The organism is Streptomyces sp. NPDC056835, from assembly GCF_042789485.1.
GTDB lineage: Bacteria > Actinomycetota > Actinomycetes > Streptomycetales > Streptomycetaceae > Streptomyces.
This window is the reverse complement of record NZ_JBHUBB010000037.1, coordinates 58781-78863: the sequence shown is the minus strand read 5'-3', so window position 1 is coordinate 78863 and position 20083 is coordinate 58781. Positions and strand designations below refer to the sequence as shown.

Here is a 20083-nt window from a genome sequence, read left to right as displayed (position 1 = left end):
ACCATGATCCCGGCCGGGGTCTCCCCCCTCACCCCGGCCTCACGAAGACCGGCCGTACGGAGACGCTTCCGTGCGGCCGGTCTGTCGTGTGCGGGGGTACGCGCGGGCCGGCTCGTTGACCTCCCGCCAGGTCCTACCGCCACTGCGGAGCCGAACCCGCCGCCCTCGGTGCCGCCGTCTCGATCTTGGCCCTGATCTCGCGCATGACCGCGACGATCCGCCGCTCGTGCTCCTCCGTCAGGCGCGTCGTCGGCACCGAGCAGCTGACGGCGTCCGTGGCGGGTACGTCGTAACGCAGCGCGAAGCCGAACCCGGTGATGCCCGCCATGCCCTCCTCCCGGTCGATCGCGAAGCCGCGCTCCCGTACCCGCGCCAGATCGGCCGCGAGTGACGCGCGATCGGGGTGGGTATTGGGGGTCAGCCGGCGCAGCGGGCCCTCCGGCAGTGGCAGCCGCGACGGGTCGCGCTCCGCGAGCAGCGCCTTGCCGAGCGCCCCGGCGTACGCCGGCAGTCTGCGGCCGACCCGGCTGACCGGGCGCAGATATTCATGCGACTCGCGGGTGGCGAGATAGACGACATCGCCGCCGTCCAGCCGGGCGAGGTGAATCGTCTCGCCGAGTTCGTCGGACGCCTCGTCCAGGAACGGACGCGCGGCGCGCACGCGCAGGTCGGCGTCGAGATAGCTGGTGCCCGTGAGCAGCACCCGGATGCCGATGCCGTACAGCGATCCCGTGGTGTCCGTACGGACCCAGCCGCGGTCGATCAGTGTCTGGAGCAGGGCGTACATGCTGCTGCGCGGTACGTCCAGCTCCTCGGCGAGTTCGCGGAGCCGGGCGGGCCGGTCGCCCCGGGCCGCGAGGACTTCCAGCAACTCGACGGTGCGGGCCGCCGACTTCACTTCGCGTACGCCGCCGCTGTCGTCGGACATGGCTCAGATCGTAATCCGCGGCGGTAGGGCGGACGCTGCCGCACCTATTGACGACCCCGGTCCACATCCCTAACCTCCATCTTCATACGTAGACATCATCCACATGGGGAGACGATCACATGGTGGCCCTCACGGCCGACGTGGCGACGACGACGGCCCGGCTGCGCGACGGCATGGCGAAGGGGGTGCTCTCCTTCCCGCTCACCAGCTTCACCGGCGAGCGGGGCGAGCCCGGTGGCCCCGCGCTCGATCTGCCCGCGTTCCGCGACTACCTCGCCGCCCAGATCGAGACGGGCCCCGGGGCGCTCTTCCCCGCGTGCGGCACCGGAGAGTTCTTCTCCCTCGACGAGGACGAGTACCGGCAGGTGATCACCGCGTCCGTGCGGGAGGCCGACGGCCGGCTGCCGGTCGTCGCGGGGATCGGCTACGGCTGGGCGCAGGCCGCGCGCTTCGCCCGGATCGCGGAGGAGGCCGGGGCGGACGCCGCGCTCGTGCTGCCGCACTACCTCGTCACGGCGCCGCAGGCCGGCCTGGTGGCGCAACTGCGCCAGATCGCCGCACGTACCCGGCTGCCGCTCATCGCCTACCAGCGCGACCAGGTCACCTTCGGCGTCGAAAGCGTCCGTGAACTGGCCGAAATCCCCGGAGTCATCGGCCTCAAGGACGGCCACAGCGACCTCGACCGGCTGCAACGCCTCAAGCTGGCCGCGCCGGAGGACTTCCTCTTCTTCAACGGCGCCGCCACCGCCGAGGTCCAGGCCAGGCCGTACGCGAGCATCGGCATCACCGCGTACTCCTCCGCCGTGCACGCCTTCGCGCCCGAGATCGCGACCGCCTTCTTCGCCGCACAGCGCGACGGCGACGACGCGGCCGTCGAGCGGCTGCTGCGGGGCTTCTACGTACCGCTGGTCGAGCTGCGCGACCGCGGTACCGGCTACGCGGTCTCGCTGGTCAAGGCCGCGGCGCGGCTGCGCGGGCGGCCGGTCGGGCCGGTACGGGCGCCACTCACGGACCCGGGGCCGGACGATCTCGCGGCGCTCGAAGAACTGCTCGCCGTCGGACTCGACCTCGTAGGAGCCACGAACTGATGGAGATGACTGAGACGGCTGAGGTGTCTGGGGCGGCCGAGATGTCTGGAGCGGCTGAGGCGTCTGGGACGGTCGAGACGTCTGGGACGGTCGAGACGTCTGGGACTGCCGAGACGTCTGGGACGGTCGAGACGTCTGGGACGGTCGAGACGACAACGGGAGCGACGGCCGGGACACCCGATCTGACCATCACCGAGGTACGGCTCACCCCGATCCTCATCTCCGACCCACCGCTCCTCAACACCCAGGGCGTGCACCAGCCGTACACACCCCGGCTGATCGTCGAGGTGGTGACCGTCGGCGGCGTGACCGGCGTCGGTGAGACCTACGGCGACACGAAGTACCTGGAGCTGGCACGGCCGTTCGCCGAACAGCTCCCCGGAGGTAGCGTCACCGACCTGAACAGGCTCTTCACCCTCGCCGACCGGATCACGGTCGACTCCTCGCGGGTGGAGGACTCGGTGGACGTCGGCGGTCTGCGTGGCGTGCAGACCGCCGACAAGCTCCGGCTCTCGGTCGTCTCCGGCTTCGAGGTCGCTTGCCTGGACGCCTGGGGCAAGGCCGTCGGCCTGCCCGTACACGCGCTGCTCGGCGGCAAGGTCCGCGACCGCGTCGAGTACAGCGCCTACCTCTTCTACCGCTGGGCCGGCCACCCGGACGGCGCGGGCGAGCCCGACGACTGGGACGCCGCCGTCGACCCGGCAGGGGTGGTCGCCCAGGCCGAGCGCTTCTCCCGCGACTACGGTTTCACCTCCTTCAAGCTCAAGGGCGGGGTGTACGAGCCGGCCGAGGAGATCGCCGCCGTACGCGCCCTGGCCGAGCGCTTCCCCGGGCGGCCGCTGCGGCTGGACCCCAACGGCGCCTGGTCCGTGGAGACGTCGGTCAAGGTCGCCGACGAGCTGCGCGATGTCCTGGAGTATCTGGAGGACCCCACAAGCACCACGCCGAACATGGCCGAGGTGGCGAGCCGGGCGGGCGTACCGCTGGCCACCAACATGTGTGTGACCACCTTCGCCGAGATCCGTGAGGCGTTCACGCGCGGCGCTGTCCAGGTGGTGCTGAGCGACCACCACTACTGGGGCGGCCTGCGCAACACCCGCGAACTGGCCGCCATCTGCCGCACTTTCGGCGTCGGCCTGTCCATGCACTCCAACACCCATCTGGGCATCAGCCTCGCCGCGATGACGCATGTCGCCGCCACCGTCCCCAACCTCGATCACGCCTGCGACAGCCACTACCCCTGGCAGACCGAGGATGTCATCACCGACAGCGCGAAAGCGCGTCTCACCTTCACCGACGGCTGCCTCGACGTACCGGACGCGCCGGGACTCGGCGTCGAACTCGACCGCGACCGGCTCGCCGTACTCCACCGGCGCTGGCTGGACGACGACGGCACGATGCGCGACCGCGACGACGCCGCCGCGATGCGGGTGGCGGACCCGGGCTGGGTGACGCCCGCGGTCCCGCGCTGGTAACGGGCGACGCTTCCGCACCGCTGCCCTTCCGCACCGCTGCCCTTCGCACCGTTGCCGTCCGTATCGCTGCCGTCCGTACCGATGTGATCGGGCACCGGTACGGACGGCAGCGGCACGGACGGCAGCGGCACGGACGGGCGGTCCGGTGGCGGCGGTCCGGGGATGGCGGTCCGGGGCGGGCGGGCTGCCTACCAGGCCACCGGCAGCTCGTGCGGGAAGCGCCGGATCGTCTCCGTGTCCCAGCGCAGCTCCTCGGCCGGCACCGCGAGCCGCAGCCCCGGGAAGCGCTCCACCAAACGGCCGATGGTGGCCTCCAGCTCCGCCATGGCCAGGGGAGCCGCGATACAGCGGTGCCCGCCCCAGCCGAAGGTCATGTGCGGAGTGGGCGGACGGTGCGGGTCGATGACATCAGGGTCGGGGAACCGCTCCGGATCGCGGTTCGCCGTCAGATACGACACATGGACGAAGTCACCGGCCTGGATCCGCACCCCGCCCATCTCCACGTCCTCCAAGGCGACGCGCGGAATGCCCACCCCCTTGCGGAAGGGGATGTACCGCAGGAGCTCGTCCAGCAACTGCCTGAGCGATTCGGGTCGGCTCCGCACCAGGTCCATCAGCTCCGGGCGGGTGAGCAGCAGGAACGCGATATTGCTGATCTGGCACGTCGCCGTGTCATGGCCGCTCAGCATGAGGGTCAGCGCCATGACCGCCAGGTCCTTGTCGTCCAGCGCGTCGTCGCCGTCCTTGGCGGCGGCCAGCACGCTGATCAGATCGTCCCCGGGGGTGCGCCGCCGCTCCGCCACCAGCCCGCCGAAGTACTCACGCAGCTGTGTCTTGGCGTCCGCGGCCGCCTGGCGCGAGTCGGGGGCCGTGGACAGCAGCTGATGGGCGTACTCCTGCATCCGCGGCCTGTCCGGCGGCGCGATGCCCAGCAACTCGCAGATGGTGTGCTGGGGGAGCTTGTCCGACAGATGCCCGACCAGGTCGGCCGGCGGGCCGTCCTCGGCCATCTCGTCGAGAAGCTGGTCGACGATGCCCTCGACGGCGGGCCGCATCCGGTCCACATGCCGCGGCGTGAACGCCTGCGAGGCCAGCCGCCGCAGCCGGCTGCTGATGGGCGGGTCCATCACATTGATCGACTCGGGGGAGACGATCGGCTCCGGCGTCATCCTGGGGTAGTTGTGGCTCATGATTCCCGCGCGGCTGAACCGTGGATCGGTCGTCACCTGCCGTACCCCGTCGAAGCTCGTGACGAGCCACGCGTCCGCCTCGCCGTAGGGCAGCCGGATCCGGGTGACAGGTCCCTGGGACATGAGGTCGCCGAGCGAGGGATCGAAGTCCATGCCCTTGCTGAAGTCGAACGGACAGGTGGTCGTTTCCCTGATTTCGGTCATCGCGTACTCCAGGACGAGCGCGGATGTTGTGGGCGAGGGATAAGTACCTCGCCCATTTCGGGGATATGCCTACTGCCCGGCAAATGGGTACGAGCCGTACGGGGCGCACGAGCCGTACGGGCGCACGGGGCGGCGGCGAGAAGACGCCAACCCCTCGTAGGGAAGCCCGGCGATCGCTTCAATGGTTGAGAGGTGATTCGGCTGACTCGTGAGGGGAGCCTCTGCCGATGGCTGAGCAGGTGAGGAAGAGCGAGGATGGCGGGGACGACGAGAAGAAGGACAAGTTGCCGGGTCAGCCGTGGACTCCCCTGCCGCCACCCTCTCCGGACGGCGCTTCACCAGAAGGCGGTGGAAAGCATCGCAAGTGACACTCAGGTCTGAATTCGAGGGCCGCGCCGCCGACGACCTGGCGAAGTATCTCCTCGACATCGGAGCTCTGACGCCCGAGTGGGCCGACGCGTTCGGAGCCGTACCGCGCTCGCTGTTCCTGCCGGATCTGTTCTGGGCGTACGACATGGCGACCGGCCGCAGCGAGCCCGTCGACAGGAGCGAAGCCCCGGCCGACTGGGAGCGGGCCGCGTACGAGGACATCCCGGTGGTCACCCAGTGGGACGACGGACAGCACGTGGGTACCGCGCCGGGCTCGCGGGGGACCAGTTCCGCGAGTATGCCGTCGGTCGTGGCATCCATGCTGAGGGACCTGGACGTGGATGACGGTACGCGGGTGCTGGAAGTGGGCACCGGCACCGGCTGGAACGCCGGGCTCCTCGCGCACCGTCTGGGCAACGGGAATGTGGTGAGCGTCGAGATCGACCCGGCGGTCGCGGCAAGCGCCTCGGCCGCGCTGACACGTGCCGGACTCGGCCCACGACTGGTCGAGGGGGACGGCCGGGAGGGCTGGCCCATCGGGGCCCCGTACGACCGGGTGATCGTCACGGCGGGGGTGCGGAACTTCCCGGCCAAGTGGCTGGAACAGACGCGACCTGGCGGGATCATTCTTGCCCCCTGGGGCACCCACTACAGCAACCAGGACGCGCTGGTCCGGCTGACCGTCGGCGAGGACGGGTGCGGCGTCGGCCCGTTCCTCCGCATGGTCGAATTCATGAAGCTTCGCGATCAACGCCTGGACTGGAACCGGTTCGTGGGGCACGTCAAGGAGTTTCCCGGCGCCGCCGACGCCTCGCGAACGTCGCGCACCCTGGCGGATCTCGGAGACCGCTACGAGACGTCGTACTTCGTCATCGGCCTCTGCGTGCCTGACTGCGCCCATGTCGTGAACGCGGGTGACGTGGGTGACGTGGGTGACTCGGGGGAAGAAGGGGACGCGAAGGCGTGGTTCTTCGACTTCCTCAGTCAGTCATGGGCGGCCGTCGTCTTCAGTCCGGGTGCGCCGGACGCCACGGTCTACCAGTCGGGCCCGCGCCGCCTCTGGGACGAAGCGGAGCGAGCCCTGACCTGGTGGATCAGCCGGGGACGGCCCGCCGTCGACCGCTTCGGCCTGACCGTGGACCGGGACGGAACCACCCGCCCCTGGCTGGACGAGCCGGTCGGCGTCCTTCCATCGTTCGCCTGACGCCGCGGCGCGGGCCCCGGGAGCTGTCCTCCCGGGGGTGGGACGGGCCGATGCTCCTGGGGCAGGATGGGCTCAGCCATCAAGAGAGGGGCCAGACATGGCCGTCATCCACCGCACCACCCTGACGCCCGGAAAGCTTGAGCTTCTGGCCTCGTGGCTGCCCGCTCAGCCCTGGCACCCCGGCGGGGGGCACGCGCCGCGGCTGGCCAAGGCCGGCGGCTTCCGGCTGGACGACCCGCAAGGCGAGGTGGGGATCGAGTTCATGGCGGTCACCGACGAGTCCGGAGACCGGCCGATCACGTTCCAGGTGCCCCTCAGCTACCGTGGTGCACCGCTCCCCGGCGCCGATCACGCGCTCATCGGCACCTCGGAGCACGGGGTGTTGGGACGGCGGTGGATCTACGACGGAACCCACGACCCGGTCCTCGTCGCTCAGCTGCTCGCCCTCATTCTCGGCGAGGCCGAGCCGCAGGCCCAGAGCGTGAGTAACGCCCCGGACCCATCCGTCACCGCCCACTTCACCGAGGCCGGCCATACGGCATCGATCAGCTCTGTGGACGTGACCAACGGGCCGCACGGCACGGATCTCCGCGTACTGACCGCCTCCGCACCCGAGGCGCCGAGCGGACCGGCCAGGCAACTGACCATCCGCGTGAATCGCGTGCTGCGGCCCGAGCAGGCCGAGTCAACTCACCGGGCCGCGCGGCCCCTTGGGCACGTCACCGCCGACTGGCTTCTGCCGGACGGAGCCACGACGCGCGGCCTGTACGCCGTCGTGCACGACACCGTGCCGAACCCCGCGCACACGCCCTGAGCCACGTTCGGACCGCTCATCCGCGCTCACTGGTTCCGCAGCCCGGCCTGAGCCGGGCGGCGGGGTGGGTCACCGGTTGCCGTCGGGCACCAGGGAACCGTCGGAGGTGTTGGGCAGGGCCTGGCGGCGCTGGTCCTGGCGCGGGGCGAGGGTGGTCCCGTTGAGGTCCGCGTGGACCTTCCGGGCGATGTTCTCGATCACCGCGACGCTGGCGGGCATGTCCCTGTTGTCAGCGGTCAGGACGGCGAGGCCGTAGTCATGCCCCTGCCCGGTGAACGCGCCGACGCTGTGCACACGCCATCCGCCGCTGCTGCGCTGCAGCCAGCCGTTCTTGACATGCACCGTCGCTCCGCTCGGCGCGCCCGCGGGGACGCCCCAGCGCTGAGAGGGGATCACCTGGTTCATCAGGTCGAGCGCGTAGGCACGGCGGTCGTCGTCGAGAACGGAGTTCGCCGAGGTGAGCGATTCCAACAGTCTGATCTGGTCGGAGGCGTTGATCTGCGTCAGCCCCCAGTAGCCGTCCGGATCGGGGGTCGTGTGCTCCATGCCTGCGAGCCGCAGGAAGTCCGAGATACGGGCGAGACCGAGCTGCTTCCACAGCGTGGTCGTCGCGTCATTGTCGGACGTCGTGATCATTTTGGTGGCGAGCGTGCGCTCGGCCGAGGTCAGATCCCGGCTCTCGTCCTGGGCCCGGCGCAGGAGCGTGCCCAGAACGATGACCTTGACGACGCTCGCCGAGTCGTACTGCTGGTCCGCGTTGAACGCGCACTGCGTGCCCGTGGTGCGGTCGTACAGAGCGACGGAGACCCGTCCCTTGAGGGCGGCGTCCTCCACCACGGCCTTGATGTCCGCGCTGAGCCGGCTCGCGAGGCCGGTTTTGTCGGACGTACAGGAGACCTCGGACCGGGGCTTCTCCGCACCGGTGACGGGTATCGCGCTCGCCGGGGAGGCCGTGGCCATGATCGCGGCGGCGGTGCCAACGAGGACGGACACGGTCGCGGTGCGCCGCAGGCGACGGGGGAGGATTGATATGTAGGAAGACAAGCGTGTTCCTTATGGGGTGTGTGCGGAGGGGAGTTGGGCCGACCGCGCCGACGTGTCGTCGTGCGGCTCGTCAACTCCCCGCCTCTGGACGATGTCCCTTTCCGGTTTTCGCCTCACAAGATCTGATGACCGATGCGGTGGAGCGGTTCCCCGCTCGGGCCGAACAGTCCGGTTCCGTCTCACCCGTTGGCTCAGAGGCAGGTCGATCGTTGGTGTCCGGGTAGCTGGGGAGGTGTGAAGCCGGTTCCCGGGCCCCGAATTGGACGGCCTCGGGTGAGAAGCACACCGAGCGGCATCCGGCAGACCTGGCCGGATGCCGTGATGAGCCCACATCAGGTCTTGCCGATGCCAGCCCTTTACCAGCCGCGCCAGAGTGCCACGAGGATCGAGCCGCCGACGGCGGTGATCGCGACGACGTACAGGGCCTGGGCTTTGACGGGGCTCACTCGCTGTGTTCCCTTGCGGATTCCCGCAGTTGGTAGGGGACCACGAACGAGCGGGTGGCATCGGCACGCGCGGCGGTCCGCTGCTCGTGGCGGAGACGGCGACGCAGGGCCGTGAGGAGACGCTGATGCGTCTCGGTGTCGGTGGTGAAGACGAGAGGGTGCGGGCGCCAATGAGCGCCGGGGATACGGCGGGACAGCGTCACGGTGCGCATGCCTCCCGGGTGGCGATCACACACCACGTACAGGTACCGCGCCTGCCCCACGCCCAGGAGAGCGCGTCGACCAGGAACATGCCTCGCCCGCTCTCCTCGTCGGGCCCCGGCTGCCGGACGGTGACCAGCGCGGGGGAATGATCGTCCACCTCGATCCGTACGAACCCGCTCGGCCCGTAAGCCAACGAGAATCGGACCCGCTCGCCCCGGCCGTGTACCACCGCGTTGGTGACGATCTCGCTGACCAGGAGCTGTACGGTCTCGACCGCATCCGTGCCCATGTCGTCCTGGCGGAGGAGAACGCCGGCAACACGACGCAAATGCTCGACGCGGCGGGCGTGGGGCGCGAACGACATGTTCAGGCACACGGCGTCCTGTAAGTCGACTGCGTTGGGTGGGGCGGGAGTTGCACTACACGTAGAGGGAGGCATTGAGAGTCGTCCTTACCGTCGATCTCCTGGGGGCTTCCACAGAGCAGGTCGCATCACTGAAGGTGGCGAATCGACTGCGCTGTGTGAGCGACAGGTGTGGCCTCACACCGGGGCAGTGGCCTCGAAAGTGTTCTGGCGAAAATGCGTGAGCAAGTTCTGTTGTGAATCGCCGTTCGCGCGCGAATCGTTCGCCGCATTGCGGTGACTCCCGCTGAAACGCAGAACGCTCTGTTGGGGAGAGCTTGGAGAGGGCAGCGGATGATGACGGACACACAGTCGGCGACACCCACTCTGTGTCGCCTGCAACTGGGCAGCGAGCTACGCCAGTTGCGGTTGAAGAGGGGACTTACGTCAACTCAGGTCGTCAGAAAACTCCTTTGGAGTCCATCGAAGCTGACGCGTCTGGAGATGGGAGAGAACGCAACGGTCGAGCCCGCCGATGTCATGGCCCTCTGTCAGATCTACGGGGTTGATGAGGGGGTTGCCGGGCAGCTCAAGGAATATGCTGCCGTCACCAAGACGAAGCGGGAGTGGTGGCAGGCGACGGTGTTTCGCCCCCTTCTCGGTGCCGGTAACAGAGCGTTTCTCGGGATGGAGTCCTCGGCTTCCGTCGCGCGCACCTATCAGTCCGAGTACGTCCCTGGTCTGCTCCAGACGGCAGACTACGTGCGCGTTCTCCACCAATACGCCAATGACGGCCGTCCCGAGGAAGAAATCGAGAGCATGGTCAATCTGCGGATGACGCGTCAGAGAATCTTCCTTCGGGAGCCGCCGCTGAAGTTTGCCGCAGTTGTCAACGAGGCAGTGCTCCATCGCCAGGTGGGAGGTCCATCGGTCATGAAGGCGCAGCTCGCACGCATCATCGAGGTCGCTTCCGCGCCCAACGTCACGGTCCAAGTCATCCCCTTCAAGGTGGGTGTTCATCGAGGGATGAATGGAGCCTTCACGACCTTCCGGTTTCGTGAGGACTTCGCTCTGAAGCCGATCGTGCACTTGGAGCACTTGGCCGATCACTGGGTGCTGCGGCGTGACGCTGACGTGGAGGCATACGAGGACACCTTCAATGAGCTGCAAACCGTGGCTCCTGGGCCACAGGAGTCTCTGAGCCTGATCAAGAAAGTAATGGAGGAGCTTTGATTCCCATGACCGTTACGGCTGACGCACTGACCGGTGCCGGCTGGTACAAGTCCAGCTACAGCGACGGCCACGGCGGCAATTGCGTTGAGAGTGCCCGCGTCAACGCCGACTGGTTCAAGTCGAGTTACAGCAATGACACCCCCGGAGGAGACTGCGTCGAGGGCGCCCGTCTCGCTGACGGTGCCATGGCCCTACGTGACTCCAAGGACCCGCACAGTCCCGCCTTCGTCTTCGGCGGCGGCGCCTGGGCCGCCTTCGTCGACGCACTCAACGGCGGGCAGCTCTAGAGACGGCACAGTCGGCCTTCCCGGAGTGAACGCTTCGTCAAGTAGTCGTGCACCACACGTCAAAGACGGCACAGGCGGCGTCGCACATCCTTGTTGTGGCAGCCGACGGTCGCGCTGTCGAGTGCCGGCCTCCGTGGGCCGCCGTCCACGGGGGAGACGGCGGCCACACGAAGAGTCGGCTACGCCGGGGAACCGAGGGCCTGCCGGCGGTAGTCCCGGGGCGGGAGGTCGTAGGCGGCGCGGAAGGCGCGGGTGAAGGTGGCGTGGTCGGGGAAGCCGCAGCGGGCCGCGATCCGGTGGACGGGTTCGGTCCGTAGCGCGCGGTCGGTGAGGTCACGGCGGGCGCGTTCGAGGCGCTGGCCGCGGATCCAGGCCGCGACGGTGTCGTCGTGCGCGCGGAAGAGTCGGTGCAGGTAGCTGACGGAGATGTGGTGGGCGGCGGCGATGGCGCCCGGTGACAGCTCCGGATCATGTAAATGCTGCTGTACGAACGCCTCGATGCGCAGGAGGAGGGCGCGCTGCCGGGAGTCCTCCGGCACGCGCGCGTCGGCGTCGAGGTGGTGGGCGAGTACCGCGGTCAGCAGATCGAGGGCGACCGTACCCAGCCGGGGGGCGTCGGTCGGCCGGTAGGCGGCGGAATCGGTGGTCGGGCTGGTGAGGAACTGGGTGAGCAGCGACCCCACGCCCTCGCGACCCGGGAGCGGCACCGCCATCAGCTCCGCGCTCCGGTTCGCGGGCAGGGGCAGCAGCGCGCGGGGTACGTGGGCACGCACGAGCGCGGCCGTCCCGCGGTCGGCGGCGATCTTCACGTCGAAGGGGCGCGAGCTGTCGTACAGCGCGAAGTCGAACGGCCCCAACTCCGCCTCGCGGTCGTCCTGGACGACGCCGAGCCCGCCGCGCAGGGCGAAGACAAGCGAGTACAGCTCGGGGTCGCACCGCCGGATCAGCCGCGGTGTGCGCCGTACGTCCGAGGGCGAGCACGTCAGCTCCACGACATTCACGGCCGCGAGGTCCAGCGCCCGCGCCGTGGCATTGAACCGCGTCGCCTCACCGCTCTCCACCCGCATCGGGTGCGGACTCTCGACCTGAAACGCGTCGAAGCGGGCCAGCCGCTCCGTCGGCGGAAGGTCATCGCTGTGAAAGACCGTCTCCATCATGGTGCTTCCTCCCCGGCGCTACCGTAGCCGCCAGGACCGACAGCGGGCGCGACGAAAGAATCTCTTCCGGCCACCCACCCGTCGGAGCCTTACCGATTCCCTTCCCGGACGCAGCCCGCCGACGTCAGTTCGCCTGTGTGCTTCACCACGTACGACGAGAGACCGTGCGCCGTGTCGGTGTGCGTGAAACCGGCTTTCAGGAGCACCCTGCCGGAAGCCCGGTTCTGCACCTGGTGCTTCGCGTGTACGGCGGGGAGGGTCAGCGGGCCGAAGGCGAAAGCCAGCAGCCCTGACACTGCGCCGGTCGCGTACCCGCGTCCCCAGGTGTTCTGACGCAGGATGTAGCTCAGGCGGCCAACGCCTCCTGTCACGTTGAGTTTGACGACACCCACCAGGTCACCGTCCACGTCGACGCCGAGGACGTACCGCAGGCGTGGCTGGTGCGTCGACCAGATCAACGCGTTGCCGACGTACGTCGTGGCTTCGTCCCCGCCCATGACGCCCCGGCCGAGGAAGCGCACCGAGCGGCCGCTGTAGATCCTCCGTACGGCTCGTGCGTCGTCCTGAGTCAGCTCCCGCAGATCGATCACGTGCCCTCCAGGATGGTGGCGAGTTCGGCGGCCGTGGGCCGGTCGTCCGGGCCGGACAGGAGAACCGGGCGCAGCAGGTCCTGGAACACCGGCCAAGCTGCCGTGGAGACCAGGGGAATCCTGCCGGTGGCGATGGCAGCGCGCCGATTCGCCGGTCCGGCATCCGGTGGGATGCCCGCCGCCGCGTAGTCCAGCGGCCACCTACCGGTTGTACAGGTCCAGAGCACTCCGGTGAGGGCGTACACGTCGGACGACGCGGACGGAGTCACAGGCTGCGGTCCCTTGGCGATCCACGCAGCCAACTCCGGTGCGATCAGGTGGGTGATGCCGCCGTGGAACGTCGACCAGGGAGGTGTGCCCCTCCCCTCCTGCCAGGACCAGGCGAAGTCGATCAAGGTGGCCCCGGACTCGGTGTGGATGCCGTGGGAGGGCTGGAGGTCTCCATGGATCCAGCCGGCTGAGTGAAGATCGGCGACCGCTCGGCACAGATGGACGGCCGCCGCGAGGGCCCGAGTGCGGGCAGCGTCCCGGGTGCGGTTCTCGGAGCAGCGTCGAACGGGTCGGAAGACCTGGAAGGTCGACGGTCCGTCCAGCCACGGTGTGACATACCAGAAGCCGTCAACGGTCCGCCCTGTTCTGACAGTTCGGCCGGGTAACCGGCCCAGGACGGCGGCCTCACGCGCGGTGGTCTCCGCGCCTTCTCCGCAGCCGTACTTGATGGCGACGCGGGCCACGGCACCCGTTGCCTTCCATACGGCTGACCCGCGCCGGTCGGTGATCTCCTTCAACACGACCGAACCGCAGCCGGCCTCCGCGCTCTTCAGCGCCTCGCCGGGGCAGGCAGTGAACTCGCCCACGCTCGCACCGCCTTCCACTCGCATGGGATGTGCTCGAATACGTCGCGACCGTTGTCGTCGGCCACGGCCAGTGCCGCCGAGAGCGCGGGGGTGCCCTTGAGGAGTCCGGGATCTCGCGGTCGTACCGAGGCACGCACGGGGAGAAACGAGTACGGCGCAGGCGGAACGCCCTGGCCGAATCTGTCCCGCTCCTCGACGCCTTGGACGAACTTCCCGAACATCACCCCCACCGGCCCGTACAGGTGCTTCAGCGCCCAGTGCGGCCAGGCCATCAGCTCGGCACAGTCCGTGTCCACGTCGTCCGCGAGAATGACGATGTTCTCGCAGACGAGTACGGATCGGGACCGCCTCACCAGCAGCCGCACCCGCTCGGCGGCCCGCACCGCGGCGTGGAACAGCTCCGCCTCGGTCGCGTCCTTGGGGGCTTTTGGGGCGATCTCGTACACCGTCCAGACTGTTGTGCCCCGAGGGGTGGACGCTTCGAGGTACGGGCAGTGGGCGAACATCGCGGTGATGTACCCGGACATGTCCACGCGCGTGGGATTCTCCGACCGATGCTCCACCAGCCGGAGCGCCCCGGCAGTGGACCGGGACGCTCGGGGGGCTGACGTGCTGGTCACCGGGCGAGCCTCTTCGGCGACAGGTCGTCGTCGCCGGGCGCGGGCGCACAGTCCCACTCGGCCACCACTGCGCCGGTCTCCCGGTAGCGGGTCAGGACGTGCTCGTCGACCGTGCCGTGCGTGGTGGTGAACCAGATCCCCGGCAGCGGGCCATATGACTCCTCGTAGGCGGTTACCCAGGCGATGGGCCCATGACCTGCCGTTTCATGGCTCACGGAGTTCGTTCGCTTCGGCCAACTACCATGTCGGCCGATACTTCTCGTGCGGTGTCGCGCGCTCCCATACGGTCTCGAATGCCGAGGCGCACAGCTTTGCGACTTCGGGGTCGGCCGTCACCTCGTGCTCCAGCGAGTCGCCCTCCCCGTCGAAATGGTTGACGAGAACGAGACTCTCGTCGAACAGCCAGAAATCATTGCCGGGAAGAGCGATGTCAGTTGCCCGACGGCGAGGAAGCCAGCGGACCTTCTCCCCGGCGGCGACGTTCAGCCCTCCCGTGACGTCGTACTCGAAGCGTAATCACTGACGGGTTCGGAAACGATGCGTGCGCGGCGTACCTGGACCCCGCGGCCCGTCGCCGCGGATACCAGCCCGAGCCAGTCAGCCCAGCGCTCCGCCGGGTCGATCTTGAGCCCCGCGCTCCAGTCGACGAAGGCGGGGTCCGACCGCATGTAGCCGTCGCGCATCTCCAGGTGAACCGCCGAGCTGTGGCAGGCATGGAACAGCTCGTCAAACGTCGGAACCGCCGTCACCCGTCACCTCCAAGAAGAACCGCGCCATACGCCGGGGGATCTCCACCACCGTCTCGTGTTCGGGGATCTCCAACTGAGCCAAGCGCTCCTTGTCCAGCACCTTCCAGCCCTGGACAAGGTAGTTGTCCTTGGCGTCATCCAGGTACACCGTGGGGGAGCCACCGCTGGGGCTCTCGGGATCCTTGCCGAGTTTGCGCAGGGCCATGATGGTCCGCCTTCGTCATCGGGGACGCACTGGCTACTGACACTGCCGTAGGTCCACCTCGATGGCCATCGATGTGCCGGAACTTGCCAGGCCGCCACGGTTACTGCAGGGGTTCTCGACTCGTGTGGCTGAAGATCTGGCCGTGGACGAGCCGTGACGCGTCCGCGCCGGAAACGACGTCAGACGAAGTAGTCCTCCGCGTCCTTCATCTGACTGCCCGTCAGGCTCATCAGGGCCTCGTACTTTTCGCGCCCAAGGTGATACGCCCCGGTGTGGTGCGAAAGGAAGAACCGACCGGTTTCGTCCATGAGCAGGGTCGAGCCGTCGTATGTGTCGTATCCGACCGGGAAGAGCTTCGTGCCGAGATCTCCCGCCAGGTCGGCGATCTCCTCGGCGTCTCCCTTGAAGACGAGACGCGGCGTGAAGACCGCGAAGTTCTCCGGAGCGGTGTCGATGACGGCTCGAAGGAACGCGTGCTCGCGGATGAAAGCGCGGGCAGGCGCGGAAGGCTCGATGGCCACACCGTACGAGCGGTATCGCGCGACGACGGCCGCGATCACTTCGGAGGCCTCCTCACCGACGTCGCGTCCCGGGTGCCAGCCGGCCTCTGTCAGCCACGTATCCACTTCTTCGGCTGTGGAGAGAATCGGCATCGTCATCCTTACGCGATCCGGGGCCGGACGCCCGCCCACCGTCCGCGCCGCACCCGATGGGGTGGTCGTTGTGCGTTCTCCTGCGCGGCGTGGTGCTGTCTGTGATTGTCGGCCCAACAAGACCGCATTCGCAACGAGTTCGGGAGTGGGACGGGTGGCTCATGGCCGGGGGAACGGCATGTCGTCGAAGCATCACTTGATTCAGGGGTTCGGGCTCGTCGCGATGGGTGTAGGGAATTTCGCCGTGCACGCGCCGATGTGGCTGAGCGTGTGGACCTTGGCGATGGGCGGGCTCACCGTTCTCTTCGGGGCTTCCCGCTGGATGAAGGGGGAGTGATGCACCCTCCGACGGAACGGTGGATCACGGGCGGGCCAGACCGGTGCCTGTCGGCCCGGCTCGGACGGCTCCCGTAGGGCAGGGGTGAGTATGCGGGCTTCACAGCCGGCTACGGATCGGATGCCGCCCGAGGCGGATATGCGGGCGCTGGTGGGGTGTCTCGGGTTTCTGGCCTGGCCGGCCAGAGCTGTCGCGATTGTGTCGCCGCTCCTGCTGATCACCGCGCTGGACGACGTTCCTGGCTCCGCTCGTGGGCTCTTTCTGCTCGCTGTCGGGCTGCTGATGGTCCTTGGGCTGGTACGGAGCGACGCCGGGCGGCATCTGCCACCCATCGGGCGCGGAATCCACCAACTCGTCCAGGCCGGCTCCCTCGTGGGTGTCATCGTGTTCGCGCACAGCTCCGCCGGCGAGTGGCTCGTGGCGCAGTGGCTGGAGAGGCCCTGGCTCACCGGCTGGGCAGGTGGGCTGCTGCTGGCCGGTCTGACTCTGCTCGCCGCTCTCGTCGCACCGCAGGAGCTGGGGACCGCGACCGCGCTCTGGCCGCAGTCGGCGGCCGGTGCCCGGTTCGGCACGAGCGGGTGTGTGGTCGGGGTCACCGTTCTTCTGATGCCCGTCCAGCTGGTCCGCGCCGCCTGCTGCGCCGGTACCCTCCCGCTCTTCCTGGCCGGAGTCGTCGCGCCGCGGCCCGAGCTGGTCCGGGCCGCCCTGGTGGTGATCCTCGCCGAGCTCGTCATCGCGCTCACGGTGCGTTGGTGGCTGAACGACGTCGGAACGCTCATCCTCCATACGGTGATGATGGCGAAGAGGTGGTCCGCGCTCGGGGACGCCTTCGTGCACTCCTGGGTGCACGACCGGCTCCTCGTCAGGATCCGCGAGACCCGATCGCCCAAGGCCCCCGGCACTCCCGACTACTCCCTGCTCATCCTGCTGGCGGCCCAGGCCACCGCCGCGCCCGATTCCCGGATCGGCCGTCGCAATGCCGCCGGCTATCTGCGGCTGTGCGAGTCCATGCTGCTGGAAGCGGAGGCCGCGTTCCGCGCCGAACCTGGCATCGGCGAGCAGCGCCGCTGGGAACTCTGGCAGCTGCATCTGGCCGCACGCGGCACGGTCTCGTTCGCCCTCGCCACCGCCGCGGACGGCGAGGGCGCTGTCGAAGACGCCGTAGCGCGGAGCGCCGCCGCGGTCGAGGACCTGGAGGCGGCCGGATATCCGGACTTCGCCGCCACAGCGCGTTTCCAGTGGGCGGGAAGGCTGCGGAACGACTACCCGGCCGTGCGTGACGTACTGCGCCCGATCACCGAGGGCGGCCAGGGCGCGGCCTGGATGTCACCGTTGGCCCACCGCTTTCTCGCGAACGCCGCGCGCTCCGGCGCCCCGGAGCGGGTCGCCTTCCATGAGCAGGCCGAGGCCGCCGAACGGCCCGCCGGCGAAGGAAACTTCCAGTGGCGCGCGGAGGGGCAGGGTTGGTTTCCGCGGGCCATCGTGCCGGCGGTGCCCGACGCGGGGGTCAGGCTCTTCGAGCGCCTGAGCCGGCGGGTCTGGTACGAGATGTTCGAATCAGGTGAGCTGGTGCGCACCTGGACGCGGGGCCCTGGTACGGGGTCGGGCGAGGCTTCGGGCGCGGTCGACCGGCCGGGGCTCAACGTCGACGGCATCCACTACTACGGCCAGTCCATGGCGAGCATGGGCACGGCCTGGAAGATGGTGTGGCACGCCCAACTCCTCGCTCCAGTGGGCCGCTTCCGTACGGCACGGTGGCTGCTGGAGCGAGCGCGGAAGAAGTCCAGCGACATCGACCTCCAGATGGAGGCACTGAAGCTGCTCGCCTCGATCGACGAGGAGGAGAAGGACTGGCCCGCCGCGTACGCGCGCTGGAGCGAACTCGTACGGATCGAGGAGTCGCGCCGCGGCGGAATCACCGACGGCAACCGGCGCATCGACTACCAGGCGTCCCACTACAACCGTCTGATCCTCCTCCTCACCGGGCCCGAACGCGGGCACATCCCCGGCCTGCCCGCGCCCCAGTGGGCACTGGCCTTCGACCACAGCGAGCAGGACCGTTCGCGCGTACTGCTGGAACTGCTGCGCTCTCGGTACGCGACCGGCAGCGGCTCCTCGGAAACCGTCGACTACGCGGAACTGACCTCCACGCTACGGGAGTTCGAGCGGCGCGGCGGACAGCGCGGACTGCTCGTCAGCTTCTATGTGTTCAACGCCCGGGTCGTCGTCTTCCTGGTCCGGTCCGGTATGTCGTCGGCCCCCATGGTCGAGGAGGGGGAACTGCCCCCCGACCTCGGGCTTCCCGACGCCCCGCACAGCTTCGGGCGGATGACCTCGGCCGCGGCCTTCGACCAGGACAAGCTCGACGCGGACTTCGGCACGCTGATCGCGGCGGTGACGCGCCACAGCGAGCCGGGGGAGCCGGTGTGCCTGGTGCCGCACGGCGTACTGCACGAGATCCCCCTCCACGCGGTGGCCACCACCGGCGGTGTGCCGCTGGCCGCTCGTAACCCCGTTCAGGTGGTGCAAAGCGCCTCCCTCCTGGCGGACCTGTACCGGAACACCGCTCCGCCCGCCCCGCGCGGCCTGTGTGTCTTCGCCGATTCACGCTCCGATCAGCCGCTCGTCCACGCGCGCGCGGAGGCCCGCTCCATCGCCGGGACGTTCGGCGAGCGCGCCGAAGTCCTCTCCGGCGGCCGGGTCACCCGGCGGCTGGTCCTGGACAGGCTCGTCCACTCGGAGGCGACGGCCGTGCACTTCGCGTGCCATGGCGTCCTCGCCCCCGACGACATCGCGGGCAGCGCGATCAGCTGCGCCGACGGGCCGCTGACCATGGATGATCTGCTGGGGGTGCGAATCCGCGCCGATCTGGTGACCCTCAGCGCCTGCCGGAGCGGGGAGAGCAGAGGACGCCCCGGTGATGAACGGCTCGGCCTCGCGCGGGCCTTCCTGATCGCCGGGGCCAAGTCCGTCCTGGTCTCGCAGTGGCAGGTGGACGATCTGTCCACCGCGCTGTTCATGGAGCGTTTCTACGATCTGCTGGTGGCGGGGGCGCCGCGCGGGCGGGCACTGCACGAAGCGCGGGCGACGGTGCGCGGAATGACCGTGGAGGCCGCCGTGCGATGGTGCGAGGACGCTCTCGCGAGGGCCGTTGGTCACGCCGAGGACCACGAGGCCGAAACCGCCGCGAGGACGGCGTACGACTCGGCGATGCTGCGGCTGATCTGCGAGTCCGGTGATCTCTCCGCCGCGAGACGGACGTTCGCGCGGCTCAAGGAGCGCACCCCGAGCGGCAGCCCGGAGCGAAGGGAGCTGATGGTGCTCTGGTCGCGGCTGATCGCCAGTGCCGAAGCGAGGGGAGGCGCCCGCCCCGGAATCCGCCGCCCCTTCGAACACCCTTACTTCTGGGCCCCGTTCGTCCTGGTAGGAGACGCCCGATGACCCCACTCCCCGCGCACACCCCGCTGGCCGACCTGGCCAGCCCCGATTTCGCCACGGTGCACGGCCCTGGCGATCAGGATATTCAGGACTGCCGTTACCTGATCGGGCTGTCGGCCGACGGAACGCCCACCACCCTCGCCGTCCGCACCTCCACGGCGGCCCCTCGCCGCATGCCCGCCGTGGTGCTCTCCGGCTCCGCGACCCTTCAGGACGTGGTCGAAGGGTCGGCCCTGCTCAATCTGCTCGAACTCAGCCCCGACGCCGCCGTGGTGATGGACCACGCGAGCGGCGCGCTCCACGGTGTACTGGAACGCGCCACCGTCGACGCGTATCTCCGGCAGGACCGTTTCCCGGGCGGCCCCGTACGCGCGGGCGGGGGCGCGGTCACCGGCGACGACAGCTGTCTGTGCGGGACACACCGCACCCCGCACGCCCATGTGGTCTGCGCGTTCGGCGGCTGCGGCCGTGTCAACGCGCTGCACTTCTACGATCCCGAGGATCCCCCGGAGTGCCCGGGGCCCGGCGCCGCGCCCGGCGACGCGATGTCCGCCGACTCGGTGCCCGCGCATCCGTTGACCCTCTCCTTACGAGGGGCACGAGGGGCACGAGGGGCACGAGGGGCACGAGGGGTACGAGGGTGAGGAC

General features: G+C 69.2%; 21 protein-coding genes and 1 pseudogene. 9 read left to right on the top strand and 13 right to left on the bottom strand.

Translation table 11 applies throughout. The features are described 5' to 3' along the window. Nucleotides 1-133 precede the first annotated feature (133 nt). Nucleotides 134-928 carry an IclR family transcriptional regulator gene (locus ACFRMN_RS32375; RefSeq protein ID WP_383026400.1) on the bottom strand — a complete coding sequence of 265 codons (795 nt, stop codon included), beginning with the start codon at nucleotides 926-928 and terminating at the stop codon, nucleotides 134-136. 119 nt (nucleotides 929-1047) lie between these two features. Between ACFRMN_RS32375 and ACFRMN_RS32370 the strand changes: the two genes are divergently transcribed. Further along, nucleotides 1048-2016 carry a 5-dehydro-4-deoxyglucarate dehydratase gene (locus ACFRMN_RS32370; protein WP_383026397.1) on the top strand — a complete coding sequence of 323 codons (969 nt, stop codon included), beginning with the start codon at nucleotides 1048-1050 and terminating at the stop codon, nucleotides 2014-2016. A gap of 41 nt (nucleotides 2017-2057) precedes the next feature. Beyond that, a complete protein-coding gene (locus tag ACFRMN_RS32365) occupies nucleotides 2058-3491 on the top strand; it encodes a glucarate dehydratase family protein (protein ID WP_383026394.1) in 1434 nt (477 codons plus the stop codon). Between the two features lie 188 nt (nucleotides 3492-3679). Here ACFRMN_RS32365 and ACFRMN_RS32360 read toward each other — a convergent pair whose 3' ends face one another. Beyond that, complete coding sequence (locus ACFRMN_RS32360; protein WP_383026391.1) at nucleotides 3680-4885, bottom strand: cytochrome P450; 1206 nt, start codon at nucleotides 4883-4885, stop codon at nucleotides 3680-3682. 364 nt (nucleotides 4886-5249) lie between these two features. Between ACFRMN_RS32360 and ACFRMN_RS32355 the strand changes: the two genes are divergently transcribed. Both ACFRMN_RS32355 and ACFRMN_RS32350 read left to right on the top strand, forming a co-directional pair. Then, entirely contained in the window at nucleotides 5250-6458 is a 1209-nt protein-coding gene (locus ACFRMN_RS32355) for a methyltransferase domain-containing protein (protein ID WP_383026388.1), read from the top strand. A gap of 97 nt (nucleotides 6459-6555) precedes the next feature. After that, entirely contained in the window at nucleotides 6556-7272 is a 717-nt protein-coding gene (locus ACFRMN_RS32350) for a 1,4-alpha-glucan branching protein (protein ID WP_383026385.1), read from the top strand. A 69-nt stretch (nucleotides 7273-7341) separates the two neighbouring features. Here ACFRMN_RS32350 and ACFRMN_RS32345 read toward each other — a convergent pair whose 3' ends face one another. From ACFRMN_RS32345 to ACFRMN_RS32335, 3 genes are all read right to left on the bottom strand, one after another. Next, nucleotides 7342-8232, bottom strand: coding sequence for a serine hydrolase (locus ACFRMN_RS32345; RefSeq protein WP_383026429.1), 891 nt, complete (start codon nucleotides 8230-8232; stop codon nucleotides 7342-7344). Between the two features lie 526 nt (nucleotides 8233-8758). Continuing rightward, entirely contained in the window at nucleotides 8759-8974 is a 216-nt protein-coding gene (locus ACFRMN_RS32340; RefSeq protein WP_383026382.1) for a hypothetical protein, read from the bottom strand. After that, nucleotides 8962-9330, bottom strand: coding sequence for an ATP-binding protein (locus ACFRMN_RS32335; protein ID WP_383026379.1), 369 nt, complete (start codon nucleotides 9328-9330; stop codon nucleotides 8962-8964). Before ACFRMN_RS32335 ends, ACFRMN_RS32340 begins: the two co-directional genes overlap by 13 nt. A 333-nt stretch (nucleotides 9331-9663) precedes the next feature. On the opposite strand from ACFRMN_RS32335, the gene ACFRMN_RS32330 reads away from it, so the two are divergent. Continuing rightward, on the top strand, nucleotides 9664-10542 hold the full coding sequence (locus tag ACFRMN_RS32330; protein WP_383026376.1) for a helix-turn-helix domain-containing protein: 879 nt from the start codon (nucleotides 9664-9666) through the stop codon (nucleotides 10540-10542). Nucleotides 10543-10547: 5 nt separating this feature from the next. After that, nucleotides 10548-10829, top strand: coding sequence for a DUF397 domain-containing protein (locus tag ACFRMN_RS32325; RefSeq protein ID WP_383026374.1), 282 nt, complete (start codon nucleotides 10548-10550; stop codon nucleotides 10827-10829). Between the two features lie 179 nt (nucleotides 10830-11008). Here the strand turns inward: ACFRMN_RS32325 and ACFRMN_RS32320 are convergent, their stop codons facing one another. The 8 genes and pseudogenes from ACFRMN_RS32320 to ACFRMN_RS32285 all read right to left on the bottom strand — a co-directional run bounded on the left by ACFRMN_RS32320 (nucleotide 11009) and on the right by ACFRMN_RS32285 (nucleotide 15660). Then, nucleotides 11009-11986 carry a helix-turn-helix domain-containing protein gene (locus tag ACFRMN_RS32320; protein ID WP_383026371.1) on the bottom strand — a complete coding sequence of 326 codons (978 nt, stop codon included), beginning with the start codon at nucleotides 11984-11986 and terminating at the stop codon, nucleotides 11009-11011. A gap of 89 nt (nucleotides 11987-12075) precedes the next feature. After that, nucleotides 12076-12576, bottom strand: a complete 501-nt coding sequence (locus ACFRMN_RS32315) for a GNAT family N-acetyltransferase (protein ID WP_383026369.1) — start codon at nucleotides 12574-12576, stop codon at nucleotides 12076-12078. Further along, entirely contained in the window at nucleotides 12573-13433 is an 861-nt protein-coding gene (locus tag ACFRMN_RS32310; RefSeq protein WP_383026366.1) for a hypothetical protein, read from the bottom strand. The genes ACFRMN_RS32315 and ACFRMN_RS32310 overlap by 4 nt, the downstream gene beginning before the upstream one ends. After that, nucleotides 13397-13960 (bottom strand): hypothetical protein, encoded by a 564-nt coding sequence (locus tag ACFRMN_RS32305; protein WP_383026365.1) that lies wholly within the window; start codon nucleotides 13958-13960, stop codon nucleotides 13397-13399. Before ACFRMN_RS32305 ends, ACFRMN_RS32310 begins: the two co-directional genes overlap by 37 nt. A gap of 89 nt (nucleotides 13961-14049) precedes the next feature. Continuing rightward, nucleotides 14050-14268 (bottom strand): hypothetical protein, encoded by a 219-nt coding sequence (locus ACFRMN_RS32300; protein ID WP_383026362.1) that lies wholly within the window; start codon nucleotides 14266-14268, stop codon nucleotides 14050-14052. A 22-nt stretch (nucleotides 14269-14290) separates the two neighbouring features. Further along, nucleotides 14291-14802: pseudogene (locus ACFRMN_RS32295) on the bottom strand (DUF6879 family protein). Beyond that, a complete protein-coding gene (locus ACFRMN_RS32290; protein WP_383026359.1) occupies nucleotides 14780-15007 on the bottom strand; it encodes a hypothetical protein in 228 nt (75 codons plus the stop codon). Before ACFRMN_RS32290 ends, ACFRMN_RS32295 begins: the two are co-directional and overlap by 23 nt. Nucleotides 15008-15186: 179 nt before the next feature. Further along, complete coding sequence (locus tag ACFRMN_RS32285) at nucleotides 15187-15660, bottom strand: SUKH-3 domain-containing protein (RefSeq protein ID WP_383026357.1); 474 nt, start codon at nucleotides 15658-15660, stop codon at nucleotides 15187-15189. 178 nt (nucleotides 15661-15838) lie between these two features. Between ACFRMN_RS32285 and ACFRMN_RS32280 the strand changes: the two genes are divergently transcribed. The 3 genes from ACFRMN_RS32280 (at nucleotide 15839) to ACFRMN_RS32270 (ending at nucleotide 20079) form a co-directional block, all read left to right on the top strand. Then, nucleotides 15839-15997 (top strand): hypothetical protein, encoded by a 159-nt coding sequence (locus ACFRMN_RS32280; RefSeq protein ID WP_383026354.1) that lies wholly within the window; start codon nucleotides 15839-15841, stop codon nucleotides 15995-15997. Between the two features lie 120 nt (nucleotides 15998-16117). Continuing rightward, a complete protein-coding gene (locus tag ACFRMN_RS32275; protein WP_383026352.1) occupies nucleotides 16118-19438 on the top strand; it encodes a CHAT domain-containing protein in 3321 nt (1106 codons plus the stop codon). Beyond that, nucleotides 19435-20079 (top strand): hypothetical protein, encoded by a 645-nt coding sequence (locus ACFRMN_RS32270; RefSeq protein WP_383026349.1) that lies wholly within the window; start codon nucleotides 19435-19437, stop codon nucleotides 20077-20079. The genes ACFRMN_RS32275 and ACFRMN_RS32270 overlap by 4 nt, the downstream gene beginning before the upstream one ends. Nucleotides 20080-20083 lie beyond the last annotated feature (4 nt).